This window comes from Nocardioides pini (assembly GCF_026712185.1).
Lineage (GTDB): Bacteria > Actinomycetota > Actinomycetes > Propionibacteriales > Nocardioidaceae > Nocardioides > Nocardioides pini.
Window position 1 is genome coordinate 1 of record NZ_JAPPUX010000005.1, and the last position, 13018, is coordinate 13018.

13 protein-coding genes are annotated in these 13018 nt (G+C 72.8%); 6 read left to right on the forward strand and 7 right to left on the reverse strand.

Annotation, left to right across the window (positions count from 1 at the left end):
- Window positions 1-188: 188 nt before the first annotated feature.
- A complete protein-coding gene (locus NYO98_RS16850; RefSeq protein ID WP_268112906.1) occupies window positions 189-1913 on the reverse strand; it encodes a M28 family metallopeptidase in 1725 nt (574 codons plus the stop codon).
- A gap of 168 nt (window positions 1914-2081) precedes the next feature.
- Here NYO98_RS16850 and NYO98_RS16855 point away from each other — a divergent pair, with 168 nt between their 5' ends.
- A complete protein-coding gene (locus NYO98_RS16855; protein ID WP_268112907.1) occupies window positions 2082-2621 on the forward strand; it encodes a hemerythrin domain-containing protein in 540 nt (179 codons plus the stop codon).
- On the opposite strand, the gene NYO98_RS16860 is transcribed toward NYO98_RS16855, so the two are convergent.
- Complete coding sequence (locus tag NYO98_RS16860; protein WP_268112908.1) at window positions 2618-3112, reverse strand: MarR family winged helix-turn-helix transcriptional regulator; 495 nt, start codon at window positions 3110-3112, stop codon at window positions 2618-2620. The two genes, NYO98_RS16855 and NYO98_RS16860, sit on opposite strands and share 4 nt — an antisense overlap.
- Window positions 3113-3215: 103 nt before the next feature.
- Here NYO98_RS16860 and NYO98_RS16865 point away from each other — a divergent pair, with 103 nt between their 5' ends.
- Genes NYO98_RS16865 through NYO98_RS16875 form a run of 3 tightly spaced genes read left to right on the forward strand, consistent with a single transcriptional unit; the run spans window position 3216 to window position 5506 of the window.
- Window positions 3216-3791, forward strand: a complete 576-nt coding sequence (locus NYO98_RS16865) for an NADPH-dependent F420 reductase (RefSeq protein ID WP_268112909.1) — start codon at window positions 3216-3218, stop codon at window positions 3789-3791.
- Window positions 3792-3830: 39 nt separating this feature from the next.
- On the forward strand, window positions 3831-4349 hold the full coding sequence (locus tag NYO98_RS16870; RefSeq protein WP_268112910.1) for a VOC family protein: 519 nt from the start codon (window positions 3831-3833) through the stop codon (window positions 4347-4349).
- Window positions 4346-5506, forward strand: a complete 1161-nt coding sequence (locus NYO98_RS16875; RefSeq protein WP_268112911.1) for a luciferase domain-containing protein — start codon at window positions 4346-4348, stop codon at window positions 5504-5506. The genes NYO98_RS16870 and NYO98_RS16875 overlap by 4 nt, the downstream gene beginning before the upstream one ends.
- 105 nt (window positions 5507-5611) lie before the next feature.
- Here NYO98_RS16875 and NYO98_RS16880 read toward each other — a convergent pair whose 3' ends face one another.
- Both NYO98_RS16880 and speB read right to left on the reverse strand, forming a co-directional pair.
- Window positions 5612-5797, reverse strand: coding sequence for a hypothetical protein (locus tag NYO98_RS16880; protein WP_268112912.1), 186 nt, complete (start codon window positions 5795-5797; stop codon window positions 5612-5614).
- Window positions 5798-5899: 102 nt separating this feature from the next.
- Complete coding sequence (gene speB / locus NYO98_RS16885; RefSeq protein WP_268112913.1) at window positions 5900-6910, reverse strand: agmatinase; 1011 nt, start codon at window positions 6908-6910, stop codon at window positions 5900-5902.
- Window positions 6911-6986: 76 nt separating this feature from the next.
- Here speB and NYO98_RS16890 point away from each other — a divergent pair, with 76 nt between their 5' ends.
- Complete coding sequence (locus tag NYO98_RS16890; protein ID WP_268112914.1) at window positions 6987-8288, forward strand: aspartate aminotransferase family protein; 1302 nt, start codon at window positions 6987-6989, stop codon at window positions 8286-8288.
- Window positions 8289-8344: 56 nt separating this feature from the next.
- Here the strand turns inward: NYO98_RS16890 and NYO98_RS16895 are convergent, their stop codons facing one another.
- Window positions 8345-10078: a sulfatase-like hydrolase/transferase gene (locus tag NYO98_RS16895; protein ID WP_268112915.1), complete on the reverse strand. Its 1734-nt coding sequence runs from the start codon at window positions 10076-10078 to the stop codon at window positions 8345-8347.
- A gap of 146 nt (window positions 10079-10224) precedes the next feature.
- On the opposite strand from NYO98_RS16895, the gene NYO98_RS16900 reads away from it, so the two are divergent.
- Window positions 10225-11271, forward strand: coding sequence for a formylglycine-generating enzyme family protein (locus tag NYO98_RS16900; protein WP_268112916.1), 1047 nt, complete (start codon window positions 10225-10227; stop codon window positions 11269-11271).
- 31 nt (window positions 11272-11302) lie between these two features.
- Here NYO98_RS16900 and NYO98_RS16905 read toward each other — a convergent pair whose 3' ends face one another.
- The gene (locus NYO98_RS16905) at window positions 11303-12436 is read right to left on the reverse strand and encodes an SGNH/GDSL hydrolase family protein (protein WP_268112917.1); all 1134 of its coding nucleotides are present in this window, start codon (window positions 12434-12436) and stop codon (window positions 11303-11305) included.
- Window positions 12433-13011, reverse strand: coding sequence for a TetR-like C-terminal domain-containing protein (locus tag NYO98_RS16910; RefSeq protein ID WP_268112918.1), 579 nt, complete (start codon window positions 13009-13011; stop codon window positions 12433-12435). The genes NYO98_RS16905 and NYO98_RS16910 overlap by 4 nt, the downstream gene beginning before the upstream one ends.
- Between the last annotated feature and the right edge of the window lie 7 nt (window positions 13012-13018).

Genomic DNA, 13018 nt, shown 5'->3' on the forward strand with positions numbered 1-13018 from the left:
TGGCGGTGATGACCAGGCGGGCTCTCGACACCACCGCAGCATCGGGTCAGGTGTCATGCACCCGGCGGAGTCGGTCCGGGATGTCTTGAGAGATCAGTCCGGGATGTCCTGAAGGAACACACCTACAGGCGCGCAGCACCCAGGAGCCCCAGGCCAGCACCGCTGACCTGGGGCTCCTGCCGTCTCCGCTAGCGACGGACGGGCTTCCCGTGCCCGTGCCACTTGTAGTCGGGGCCGGTCTTCCCGGCCTTGCGGGCCGAGTGGACCTTCGCGGCGAAGGGGTCCTTCGAGGCCGCGAAGTAGTAGACCGCGTAGCTGGCCGCGCCCGAGAGCTCGGTGAGGCCCTTGATGGCGCCGCCGGCCATCGCCCGCTGGGCGGCGGCCTTCGCGGCGTCCGTCCCACCGGGGGCGAGACCGTCCGCGTCGAGCGGCGGCACCCCGGTCAGCACGGTGATGAGGTCGTCGCAGAGCTGGTGGTAGCACGGGTCGTACCACGAGCCCGCGGCACCGCCGTACACCGCAGCCTCCGCGGCGGTCTTCACGCCCTCGGCGCCGGCGAAGACGCCACCCGCGGGGATGCCGCGGTCGGTGAAGCCGACGTAGTCGGACCGTCCGTCGAACGGCACCCGGGCACTCTCGAGCCCCTGGGCGCTGAACCAGTCGTCGAAGACCTGCTCGACCTTGCCCGACCCGGCGGGTCCGGCGGGGTTGTCCGGGGCGGCGTTGCCGTCACCGTCGTAGACGAAGCGGACGTAGTTCGGCGAGGCGAGCATGTCGTAGTCGAGCATCACGTCGATCTTGTCGACCTCGGCCTGGCTGAGGTTGTGGGCGTAGTAGGTCGAGCCGACCAGCCCGTTCTCCTCGGCGCCCCACCACGCGAACCGGATCTTGTTGCGCAGCTTGTAGTGGCCCGAGGCCAGCTCCTCGGCCTGGGCGAGCAGCGTCGCCGTTCCCGAGCCGTCGTCGTTGATGCCCGGGCCCGCCTCCACCGAGTCGAGGTGCGCGCCGACCACGACGACGTGGTCCGGGTCGCCACCGCGGGTCTCGGCGATCACCTGCGGCAGGAAGCGGTCGGTGAACGTCCCGTAGACCTTGAAGTCGACCGTCGGGTTCTGGCCCTGCTTGTAGGCCTGCAGCAGCTCGTTGCCGAGGGTGTAGCTGGAGATGACGGCGGCGATCGTCGCCGGCGGGTCGGGCTGGTTGTCGACGAAGATCGGGTTCTGCCGGGCCGGGGTGTTGCCCTCGTTGTAGATGATCACGCCCGTGGCCCCGGCCGCCTGCGCCAGCGACCACTTCGTGACGAAGGCGCACGTCCCGCGCTGCACCAGCGCGACCTTGCCGGACACGCCGGTGTAGTCGGCCGCCTCGCAGCCGCTGTCCGAGCCGCCCGTCGGCGGGTCGACGATGCCGCCGACCGGGAACACGGGAGCGTTGGTCAGCTCCACGGTCGGCGAGTTGGCCATGGTGATGAAGTCCGCGGTCGGCTGGTCGCTGTCCTCGGCGTCGCCCGGGACGTACGTCTTGGGCGGCGAGACGCGGTTCAGGACCGGCGGCTGCGTCTCGGCCCAGACGGGGTAGTTGAACTGGGTGACCTGCGGGCGGTAGCCGGCGTCCTCGAGCGTCGACACGACGTAGTCGAGCGACTCCTGGTAGCCGGGCGAGAACACCTCGCGCGTGTTGCCGTTGAGGGACGCGATGCGCTGCAGGGCGACCTGGTGCTGGGTGATCTCGGGGACGGAGACGCCCCTGACGAACTTCTTCGCCTGGGGGCTGTCCGGGGTGACACCGTGGGCCGAGTGGCCGGGATGTGCCTTGGTGGCAGTCTGGACGGCGCCTGATCCGGACGAGGCGGCCGCGGTGGCGAGCACGACGGAGGTCGTGCTCGCGATCAACAGCTTGGACGCAGTGTTCATCGCTCCCTCTCGGGCGGCCGGCGCACACGTTCGACCCGATGCCGAGGCGGTCGGCTGCCAGCCTTCGAATCTAGTGACGCGCCGAGGACGGGCGGTATCCCCTCGATGAGGCAACTTGGGGCAACCGCTGGCAACACGGGGCAACCTCGTCGCCGTAGGCTCGGCAGCATGCCGCCCATCGATGACGCCACCCGACCTCGCGTCGCGGGCTCGGTCGAGCTGGAGCCGCGCCAGCGCGCCGCCGGCGCCCACCTGCGGATGGTCCACGACCACTTCCGCCACCAGCTCGAGACCCTGACGCGGGCTGTCGAGGACCTGCAGGAAGGCGCGGGCGGCGTGGAGGCCGTCCGCGCCGGCGTGCACGAGCTGGCCCCGTCGCTGACGGCGCAGCAGGTGGCCGGGCTGTGCGGTCAGGTGTGCCGGTTCCTCACGATGCACCACTCGATCGAGGACCAGAACCTGTTCCCCGCCGTCGCGACGATGGACCGGTACGCGCCGGTCGCGGCCCGCCTCGCCGAGGAGCACCTGGTCGTCCACGCCCACCTCGAGCGGGTCGACGACCTGGCGGTCGCGGTGCGGGCCGACCCGGGTCGGGTCCCCGAGCTGGTGGTGGCGGTCGCCGAGCTCCGGGCCGACCTCGAGTCGCACTTCGCCTACGAGGAGACCGAGATGACCGAACCGCTGGGGCTCCTCGGGCTCGGCATCTAGCCGGCGCGCTCCGGGTCGTAGAGGACGGTCATCCGCCCGTCCGGGTCGAGCCGGGACAGGAGCGCGTCGCCGATCTCCTTGAGCTGCCCGAGCTGCTCGCGGGTGAGCGGGTCGAGGACGTGCTGCCGCACGGTGTCGACGTGCCCCGGCGCCGCGGCCACCACCGCGTCCCAGCCGGCATCGGTCAGGCGGGCGTTGGTCGCGCGCCCGTCCTCCGGGCAGGGGAACCGCTCGACGAGCCGACGGTCCTCGAGGCGTCGTACGACGTGGGAGAGCCGCGGCAGCGTGGCGTTGGTGCGCTGGGCGAGACCCGTCATCCGCAACGTCCGGTCGGGCGCCTCGGAGAGCATCGCGAGCACGAGGTACTCGAAGTGGGTCATGTCCGACGCGCTGCGCAGCTGGGTGTCGAGCACACCGGGGAGCAGCTCGACGACCGCGGTCAGGCGTAGCCAGGCCTCGCGCTCGGTCTGGTCGAGCCACTGGGTCTCCATGGGCCGAGACTACCGATTGCTTGACGGAACAACCAAGACGTGTACGCTGTTAGTTGTAGTGACAACCAAATGGTCGTCGACCCCCACCTCCCAGGAGCACTCCATGACGAACCTGTCCATCATCGGCACCGGAAACATGAGCCAGGCCATCGCCTCGATCGCAGCAAGGGGCGGGCACAGCGTCCAGCAGCTCGGCCAGAGCGACGTCGACACCGCCATCTCCGGCGACATCGTGGTCCTCGCCGTCCCCTACCCCGCCGTGGCCGACGTCATCGCCACGCGCGGCTCGCAGCTCGCCGGGAAGGTCGTCGTCGACATCACCAACCCGCTCGACTTCGCGACCTTCGACTCCCTCGTCGTCCCGGCCGACGGCTCCGCCGCGGCCGAGATCGCCGCTGCGCTCCCCGACTCGACGGTCCTCAAGGCCTTCAACACCACCTTCGCCGGCACCCTGGCCGCCGGCACCGTCGGCCCGCTGACCACCACGGTCCTCATCGCCGGCGACGACGCCGACGCCAAGTCGACCCTGGCTGCGGTCGTCACCTCCGGCGGCCTGAAGGCGCTCGACGCCGGCTCGCTCAAGCGTGCCCGCGAGCTCGAGGCCCTCGGCTTCCTGCAGCTCACCCTCGCCGCCAACGAGAAGGTCTCCTGGACCGGCGGCTTCGGCGTCATCGCCTGACCTGCACGACCGTCCGCGCACCAGACACGAGGAGCACCCATGACCGTCAACGCCGTCCGCCTCAACCACGCCGTCCTCTACGTGTCGGACCTGGAGCAGAGCATCTCGTTCTACTCCCGGGCGTTCGGCATGACGGTCATGGCACGCGAGCCCCGGGCGAACGCCGCGTTCCTGCGGCTCCCCCGCTCGGGCAACCACCACGACCTCGGCCTGTTCGGCGTCGGCCCGCAGCCGCCACGTCCCCTCGGTGGCCTGGGGCTGTACCACCTCGCCTGGCAGGTCGACACGATCGAGGAGCTGGAGCAGGCGCGCCTGACCCTGGCCGAGCTCGACGCCTACACCGGCGAGTCGAGCCACGGCGCCACCAAGAGCGTCTACGGCAAGGACCCCGACGGCAACGAGTTCGAGGTCATGTGGATGCTGCCGAAGGCCGAGTGGGGCGCCTACGCCGACTCCGCGCCCGTCGAGCGCCTCGACCTCGCCGGTGACGTACGTCGCTGGGGCGGCGTCCGCACGGCCGGCGAGCTAGTCCCGCTGGCCGCCGAGGACGTCCGATGAGCACCCCGTCGCCGGTCTTCGCCCCACCGGTGGTCGCGACCCACGGCTCCGCCGACCCCGCGGCGCCGCTGGTCGTGCTGCTGCACGGCCGCGGGTCCGACGAGACGCAGATCCTCGGCCTCGCCGCACACCTGCCCGCGGGGCCGGCGTACGCCGCCGTGCGGGCACCGATCGCGGAGGGCGGCGGGTACGCGTGGTTCGCCAACCGCGGCATCGGGCGCCCCGTCGAGGAGTCGCTGCGCAGCACGATGGAGTGGTTCCGCACCTGGCTCGACGAGGTCGCGCCTGCCGGGCGTCCGGTGGTCCTCGTCGGCTTCAGCGGCGGCGCCGCGTTCGCGGGCGGCCTCGTGCTCGACGACCCGGCCCGGTTCGCCGGCGCCGCGATCCTCTACGGCACCCTCCCCTTCGACGCAGGCCTCGCCACCGACCCCGGCCGTCTCGCCCACCTCCCGGCCTTCGTCGCCCAGGGGGAGGCCGACCACGTCATCCCGCGCGAGCTGCTCGACCGCACGTGGCGCTACCTGCTCTCCGAGTCGGGCGCCCCGACCGTCGCCCACCGGGGTCCCGGTGGCCACCAGCTCACGGCCGACGCGGCCCACCGGCTTGGCGACTGGATCAGCCACCGCCTGGCCCACGTCGACCAGCTCGGCGCCACCCCTGCCGGCCCTCGGTCCGGCGTGAGGTGGCCCGCGTTGCCCGGTGGCGAGCTGCCGCACCGGGAGGGCCCGCGTCCCGAGGTGAGCTGGACCATCCCGCAGCAGCAGGAGTCCCAGAACGCCCCCGCCCACCTGCAGGAGCGGCTCTTCGACGACCTCTGCACCCTGGCCGGCGTCGAGGTCGGGCCCTCCCGCATCTCCGTGCCCGGCGCACGGGGCCTCACCCTCACTGCCGGTTCTCCGGACCCGCGGGCGTGGCTCGTGCCGCAGGTCGGCGAGTTCGCCCACCTGCATCCGGAGCACGACGGGTCGATGCACCTCGTCCTGCCGCCCGACCTCGCGGCCGACCTGGTGACCAAGGACTGGGGCGTGCCCCACATGTGGGCAGGATCGCGCCTCTCCCCCGGCTTCGTGATGGTCTTCGGACCCCGCGACGAGGACGAGCTTTCCACGGTCGTCGACATCGTGGCCGCCAGCCACGCCTACTCGGCCGCGGCGTGACGTACGCCGAGGCGCTCCCGGCGTCCTGACGCAGGCAGTTCGCCGGGACGACCCCGCCCTCCCCGCTCAGCCCCCCGGGCGCAGACGTCGAACTGCCTACGTCGGTCAGTGCGGCAGCGGGTGGTGCCCCTTGCCGCCATGAGCGTGGCGGGCGGAGAAGCCGCGCTGCTCGCGGTTGGCGGCAAGCAGGAACAGGCCCATGCCGATCACGAACAGGACGGCCAGGGCCAGGAACAGGAGCGCGGCCGTCGTGGGCGACCAGTCGTGCTGGGCGTACTGGTGGGTGTGCATCGGGACCTCCGGGCTCGTCGGAACCTCCAGCGTGCTCCTCGCGACCTCTCGTCGTCAGGACCGAAGGACCCCCACACCCCGGACCGGACGACCCGGGCCTCCCTAGCGGTCGAGCAGCGGGCGGCTCGGGTCCCACGTCGTGCCGTCGCGCTCGTCGCGCCGCTTGCGGGCGATCGCCGAGAGCGCCTCGAGGACCACCCGGTTGGCGAGGGCCGCCGTGATGTCGGCGTGGTCGTAGGGCGGGCTGACCTCCACCACGTCGATCCCGACCACGGGCAGCTCGAGGCAGATGCGGCGCACCGAGTCGAGCAGCTCGCGCGCGGACAGCCCGCCGGGCTCCGGGGTGCCGGTCCCGGGCGCGTGGCCGGGGTCGCAGACGTCGATGTCGACGGAGAGGAAGACCCCCTCGCACTCGTCGGTGGCGATGCCGAAGGCCTCGGTCAGGCATTCGGGGAGGCCGCGGTGCACGATCTCGGTCATCTCGTAGGAGCGCATGCGCTCGGCGGCCATCCAGTCGAGGGTCTCCGGACCGGGCCAGTAGCCGCGCAGGCCGACCTGGAGGAAGCGGTCGCCGCGCAGCGCTCCTGACTCGATGAGCCGGCGCATCGGCTGGCCGTGCCCCCACAGCGAGCCGAACTCGATGTCGCCGGTGTCGGCGTGCGCGTCGAAGTGGATCATCGACACGCGGCCGTGGCCGAGCACGTTGGCCACCCCTTTGGCGTCCGGGTAGGCGATCGAGTGGTCGCCGCCGAGCACGACCGGGATCGCGCCGGCGCGGGCGACCTTCTCGACGGCCGCCTCGAGCCGGCCGAGGGTGGTCTCGATGTCGCCGGGCGGCAGCTCGACGTCGCCGGCGTCGACGACCCTGAGGTCCTGCAGGGCGTCGGTGCGCAGCGCCAGCGAGGGCCGCGACCCGTCATGGGGCAGGTAGTCGGTCATCCGGATGGCCTGCGGACCGAAGCGCGTGCCCGGCCGGTGCGACGTACCCCCGTCGAAGGGTGCGCCGACGACCACGACGTCCGCGTCGGCGTACGTCGTCTCGTCGTCGAGGCCGCACGCGGGGACGCCGAGGAAGGTGATGTCCGGACCGAACTGCGCGCCGTAGCGTGGCATGTGCCGACTCTAGGGTCTCGCGCACGGCCGCGTCCTTTGCCAGTCTGTGCGCACGCAGCGAGAGCGGGAGGCCGACATGGGAGCCGACACCTTCTGGCAGGACGCGGAGCAGCACCTGATCCGGTACGGCGGCGGGTTCACGCCGCGGGTGATCGCGCGGGCGGCCGGCTGCTACGTCTACGACGAGCAGGACCGCGCGATCCTCGACTTCACCTCGGGCCAGATGAGCGCCGTGCTCGGTCACTCGCACCCCGAGGTGGTGCGCACCGTCACCGAGTCGATCTCGACGCTGGACCACCTCTACTCCGGGATGCTGAGTCGCCCGGTGGTCGACCTGGCGCGTCGCCTGGCCGCGAGCCTGCCGGAGCCGCTGAGCCGGATGCAGCTGCTGAGCACCGGCGGCGAGGCCAACGAGGCGGCGATCAAGATGGCCAAGCTGTCCACGGGCCGCTACGAGGTCGTCGCCCTGGACCGGTCCTGGCACGGGATGACGACCGGCGCCGCCGGCGCGACGTTCTCCGCAGGGCGCCACGGTTACGGCCCGCCGCCGGTCGGCAACCTCACCCTGCCCGCGCCCGACGCCTACCGCTCGCCATTCCGGCACCCGGACGGCAGCCACGACTGGGAGACCGAGCTGGACTACGGCTTCGCGACGCTCGACCGGCAGTCGACCGGCAGCCTCGCCGCCTGCCTCGTCGAGCCGATCCTGTCCTCGGGCGGGATCCTCGAGCTGCCCGAGGGCTACCTCGCCCGACTGCACGAGCGGTGCCGCGAGCGCGGGATGCTGCTGGTCGTCGACGAGGCGCAGACCGGGCTGGGCCGCACCGGCACGATGTACGCCATCGAGCGCGACGGTGTCGTGCCCGACATCATCACGCTCTCGAAGACCCTCGGCGCCGGGCTGCCGGTCGCGGTGGTGGTGACCTCCCCGGAGATCGAGGAGCGCTGCCACGAGCGCGGGCACCTCTTCTTCACCACCCACTCCTCCGACCCGCTCGCCGCCGCCGTCGCGCTGACCGTGCTCGACGTGGTCGAGCGCGACGGGCTCGCGCACCAGGCGTTGGTGCTCGGCAAGGAGCTCGGCGACCGGCTGCTCGACCTGCGCGAGCGCTACGAGGTGGTCGGCGACGTCCGCGGCCGCGGCCTGCTGCAGGGCGTCGAGCTGGTGACCGACAAGGAGAGCAGGAGACCGGCGGACGCGCTGGGGCGGGCCGTCACCGCGGCCGCCCTCGAGCTGGGACTGCACGTCAACATCGTCCAGCTGCCAGGGCTCGGCGGGGTGATCCGGATGGCGCCCCCGCTCACGATCTCGGAGACCGAGCTGCACGACGGCGTCGACCGGCTCGAGCGGGCGATCGCGGGAGCGGTGGCGGGCTGACGCGCACGGCGGGCCCGGACGCATCGCGTCCGGGCCCGCCGCTGGTCGTGCGGCTGCTACGGCCTCGGCAGCACGAACGGGACCTGCTGGCCCGCAGTGACCGTGATCGTCTCGCCGCGGCGTGCGGTCACCGTGCCGTTGGCGTAGGTCTCGCCGGTGACGTCCTCGATGACGCGGGGAGGCTGGCCCTCCCGCAGCGTCGCGAGCGGAGCGTCGGTCTCGTCGAGCCAGGCGATCAGCTCCTGCCCGAGGCGGTGCACCACGCCCGGCTTGTCGGCGGCGAGGTCGGTGGTCTCACCGAGGTCGGCGGCGAGGTCGTAGAGCTCGAAGCTGTTGCTCGTGTACTGGTAGTAGAGCTTCCAGCGCCCGTCGCGGACGCTCGACGCCGGACCCTGCACACCGACGTAGCCGGGCAGGTGGTGGAAGTGGTCGCGGTTGATCTTCGTGCCCTTGCTGAAGGCCGGCTTCAGGTCGACGCCGTCGAGCGGGACGCCCGCCGGCAGCTCGGCCTGCGCGTAGGACGCGAGCGTCGTGTAGAGGTCGGTGCTGTTGACGATCGTCTCGTTGCTGCGCCCGCCGCCACGCACGAGGTCGGGGTTCCGGCTCCACACGATCCACGGGACGCGCACGCCGCCCTCGTACATCTGCCCCTTGTCGGCGCGGAGCGGCCCGTTGTACGCGCCCGAGTTGACCGGGTCCTCCTCGCCGCCGTTGTCGGAGGTGAAGATGACGAGCGTGTTCTCGGCGAGCGGCCTGCCTCCGTTGCGGGGGTCCGGGGTCTCCTCGAGGTAGTCGACGATCCGCGCGACGGACTGGTCCACTCCCTCGGTCAGCGCCCCGTACGACGGCTTGGCCGGCGCCGCGCCGGGCGCCTTGGCCCGGTACTTGGCGAGCAGGTCGGGCCGCGCCTGGGCGTCGTTGACCGGGAAGTGCGGTGCGAACTCGCTGACCCAGGCGAGGAACGGCTCGTCCTTGCTGCGGTCGATGAAGTCGAGCGCGGCGTCGGTCTGCGCGTCGGTGACGTGCTTGTCGGTGCCGACGAGCGCGTCGAGCTGGGCCTCGCTGACCCCCACGCTGTAGGGCGCGATGTTCTCGTCGACGTACTCCTGCGTGTAGTCGGCGGCGAACTGGTCCAGCGACGGGGACACCGAGTCGTTGAACTGGTCGTTGGTCGCGAAGTAGTAGGTGGCGTGGGAGTTCTGGCTGCCGCCCCAGTTCTCGTCGAACCCGTGGCTGCTGACGATCTCCTCGGCGGAGCCGGCGACGTGGAACTTGCCGGAGTACCCGGTGGCGTAGCCGGCGCGCTGCAGGGTCTCACCGATGGTGGTGTACCCGACCGGGACGGCCGTGCGGCCGTCCTCGGCGAGCCGCCCCTGGGTCACGCCACGGAGCGGGGCGGTCGCGGGGCCCGCCGGTGAGCCGACGGCGTAGACGTTGTTGGTGGGCCGCGTGGCGTACTGACCGGTGTGGAGGGCCGTCCGGGTCGGGCTGCACTGGACGGAGGCGTAGGCCTCGGTGAAGACCTGGCCCTCCTGGGCCAGCTGGTCCAGGCGCGGGGTCTCGTTGTAGTCGTTGCCGTAGCCACCGTTGACCAGCCCGGTGCCCAGGTCGGACCAGCCGAGGTCGTCGGCCATGACGAAGACGAGGTTGGGGCGCGGGGCCTGGGACGGACCAGGGCTGCCGGGGGCGGCGGTCGCACCGACCTGCGTGCCGCCGAGGACGGGGGCGACGCTGGCCAGGGTCAGGATGGCTGGCGCGGCGATGGCCGTGAGCAGCTTCCGAGAGGGCATCGGGAGGTTCCTTCTGTCGACATGGACTTAATAAGTGTTTCTCGGTCAACTTAATACCTTACGAGCTGTCCGACGATCCTGTCCGAGGGGTGAGTCGTGGAGCGGAGCCCTCCGTCGGTGCAACTCGACTGACCTACTGTGGTTTCGTGACCACACCGAAGGGCGCCGACCCGCGCCGTCCGCTCCTCCCCCTCGCCGGGGGCGGGCACGACCACCGGTCGACCGGGGCCGGCGAGTCCTGCTGCGCCCCCACGGCCGGCCGGCCGGAGGTCGAGCCGTCGGCCGCCACCTTCCCGGCCGGCGAGCGCAGCACCCGTGGCCAGGTGCGGATCCCGGGGGCGACGTTCTGGATGGGCGACAGCCACGGCGACGGGTACGCCGCCGACGGCGAAGGTCCCGTGCACCAGGTCCGCGTGTCGCCGTACCTCATCGACACCAAGGCCGTGACCAACGCGCAGTTCGCCACCTTCGTGAAGGCCACGGGCCACGTGACCGAGGCGGAGCGCGACGGCGTATCCGCAGTGTTCCACCTCGCCGTCCGCGCCGCCCCGGCCGACGTCCTGCAACGCGCTGCCGGCGTGCCGTGGTGGCTCGCCGTGCGCGGTGCCGACTGGCGCCACCCGGCCGGGCCGCTCTCGGACATCACCGACCTGCAGAACCACCCGGTCGTGCACGTCTCCTGGCGCGACGCGCAGGCGTACTGCCGCTGGGCCGGCAAGCGGCTGCCGACCGAGGCCGAGTGGGAGCACGCCGCCCGCGGTGGCCTCGACCGTGCCCGCTACCCGTGGGGCGACGAGCTGACCCACCACGGCCGGTGGCGCTGCAACATCTGGCAGGGCGACTTCCCCCGGCACAACACGCTCGAGGACGGCCACCTCACCACCGCGCCCGCCACCGCGTTCCACCCCAACGGCTACGGCCTGCACAACACCGTCGGCAACGTGTGGGAGTGGTGCCAGGACGCGTTCCGCCCGACGGAGTACGCCGACCGCGCCGGCGCCGAGCCGGTGCCCGACCCGGTCGCGGCGGAGCCCGGCGACACCCCCGACGGCCTCGTCAGCCGGGTCATGCGCGGCGGGTCCTACCTGTGCCACGACAGCTACTGCAACCGCTACCGCGTCGCGGCGCGCTCCTCGAACACCGCCGAGTCCTCCTCGGGCAACATCGGCTTCCGCTGCGCAAACGACGCCTGACCCGGCGACCGTCCCGGCGGCCCGGGCCCGCCTACCAGCCGCCGAGCGCGGCGAAGCGCTCGCCGATGAGCCGGTGGGTGGCGGAGTCGGGGTGCAGGTTGTCGGGCAGCGGCAGCCGCTCGGCGTCCGCGGGGCCGTAGAGGGTGAGCCCGTCGACGTAGGACAGGTGGGGATCGTCGCGCCGCTCGACCACCTCGGCGAGGCCCTCGCGGACCACCTCGAGCGTCAGCGCGCCGCGCGCCACCGCCCCCGGGTCGCCGGTGGCGACGAAGGCGACCCGACCCTCGGCGAGCGCCTGCATGTCGGGTCCGGTCGGGCCGGGCACGTCCTCGTGGATCCCGCAGAAGACGGGCGAGACGAGACGGATCGGGGTCGCGGGGTGGCCGTCGCGGATCGTGTCGAGCCAGCCGTGGACGGCCGGCCCCAGGGCGCGCCGTCGCAGCAGGTCCTGGTTGACCAGGTTGATCCCGATCTTGAGGCTGATCACGTCGGCTGGGGTGTCGCGGATCGTGCGGGCGACGAACGGGTCGAGCAGTGCGCTGCCACCCAGGCCGAGGTTGACGAGGTCGAGCCCGGCGAGGCCGGCGGCGACGACCGGCCAGGGCTCGGTGGGGTGGACCGCGACCGAGCCGTGGCTGATGGAGCTGCCGTGGTGCACCCAGCGCCGGCGGCCGTCCGCGACCGGCGTCACGGGTGCGTCGGCCCGGAGCGCGACGAGCTCGGTCTGCTCGTCGTGGGGCAGCCAGACCTCCACGTCGACCTCGCCCCCGGGCAGCGCGATGGTGAGGGTCGTCGGCTCGCCGGCGGTGAAGGTGCTGGCACCCGTCATCATGTCGGCGTCGAGCACGTTGCCACCCGGCGCCTGATGCCGATCGGCGAGCTCGCCGCCGACGAGCACGTCGTACCAGCCGTCGGGCCGCGCCGGCGCGCCGACGTAGCGCCGCTTGGTGGGCAGCACGTCGAGCTCGAGGCGGGTGGCCGCGGTGCGCAGGGCGAGGCGTACGCCGGCGGGCTGGGCCTCCACGAGGTGGAGCTGCGGGTCGTCGGACTGGCGTCGCGCCCACGCGGGCAGCCGGTGGGGCAGCAGGCCACCGCGTGCGGTGCGCTCGAGGTCGAGGGCGCCTCGCACGAGGGCGGCGACGGCGTCGAGGGACAGGTCGTTCATCGGGTCTCCCAGGAGCGGAGCAGGGTGTCGAGGCCGTCGACCACGCGCTCCCACGTGTCGTCGGACGCGGGCAACGACGGCCCGCCGTGGCTGAAGGCGCCTGCCGCGTCGAGGGCGGCGTAGCCGTGGAAGGTCGCGCCGAGCAGGCGCACCGCGTGGGTCTCGTCGTCGGCGGACAGCGCGTAGCCCCGCAGGGCCGCGCGGGAGAGCTCGGCGTGGCGCGGGCCGGCGCTGGCGGCCGCCGTCGGGGCGTCGAGCGGCTGCCGGGTGGCGGCGTATCGACCGGGGTGCTGCGTGGCGTAGGCGCGCCAGACCCCACCGACGGCTGCCAGCGCTGCCCGCCCGCTGACCCCGGCGAGTGCGTCGGCCACGAGGTCGGCCGTCTCGTCGAGGGCGAGGAGCGCGACCCGGGTGCGGACGTCGGCGCCGCTGCGCACGTGCGTGTAGAGGCTCGGCGTGGCGACGCCGAAGTGCTTGGCGAGCGCGGTCAGCGTCACCTGCTCGAGCCCGACCTCGTCGGCGAGGTCGGCGGCCGCCTCCGCGACCCGGGCACTCGTCAGTCCTGCGCGTGGCACACGTGCC

Bases quoted from the DNA above. Each gene is read 5' to 3' on its own strand.
- NYO98_RS16850 (WP_268112906.1), bottom strand. From the start codon at position 1,913: ATGAACACTGCGTCCAAGCTGTTGATCGCGAGCACGACCTCCGTCGTG.
- NYO98_RS16855 (WP_268112907.1), top strand. From the start codon at position 2,082: ATGCCGCCCATCGATGACGCCACCCGACCTCGCGTCGCGGGCTCGGTC.
- NYO98_RS16860 (WP_268112908.1), bottom strand. From the start codon at position 3,112: ATGGAGACCCAGTGGCTCGACCAGACCGAGCGCGAGGCCTGGCTACGC.
- NYO98_RS16865 (WP_268112909.1), top strand. From the start codon at position 3,216: ATGACGAACCTGTCCATCATCGGCACCGGAAACATGAGCCAGGCCATC.
- NYO98_RS16870 (WP_268112910.1), top strand. From the start codon at position 3,831: ATGACCGTCAACGCCGTCCGCCTCAACCACGCCGTCCTCTACGTGTCG.
- NYO98_RS16875 (WP_268112911.1), top strand. From the start codon at position 4,346: ATGAGCACCCCGTCGCCGGTCTTCGCCCCACCGGTGGTCGCGACCCAC.
- NYO98_RS16880 (WP_268112912.1), bottom strand. From the start codon at position 5,797: ATGCACACCCACCAGTACGCCCAGCACGACTGGTCGCCCACGACGGCC.
- speB (WP_268112913.1), bottom strand. From the start codon at position 6,910: ATGCCACGCTACGGCGCGCAGTTCGGTCCGGACATCACCTTCCTCGGC.
- NYO98_RS16890 (WP_268112914.1), top strand. From the start codon at position 6,987: ATGGGAGCCGACACCTTCTGGCAGGACGCGGAGCAGCACCTGATCCGG.
- NYO98_RS16895 (WP_268112915.1), bottom strand. From the start codon at position 10,078: ATGCCCTCTCGGAAGCTGCTCACGGCCATCGCCGCGCCAGCCATCCTG.
- NYO98_RS16905 (WP_268112917.1), bottom strand. From the start codon at position 12,436: ATGAACGACCTGTCCCTCGACGCCGTCGCCGCCCTCGTGCGAGGCGCC.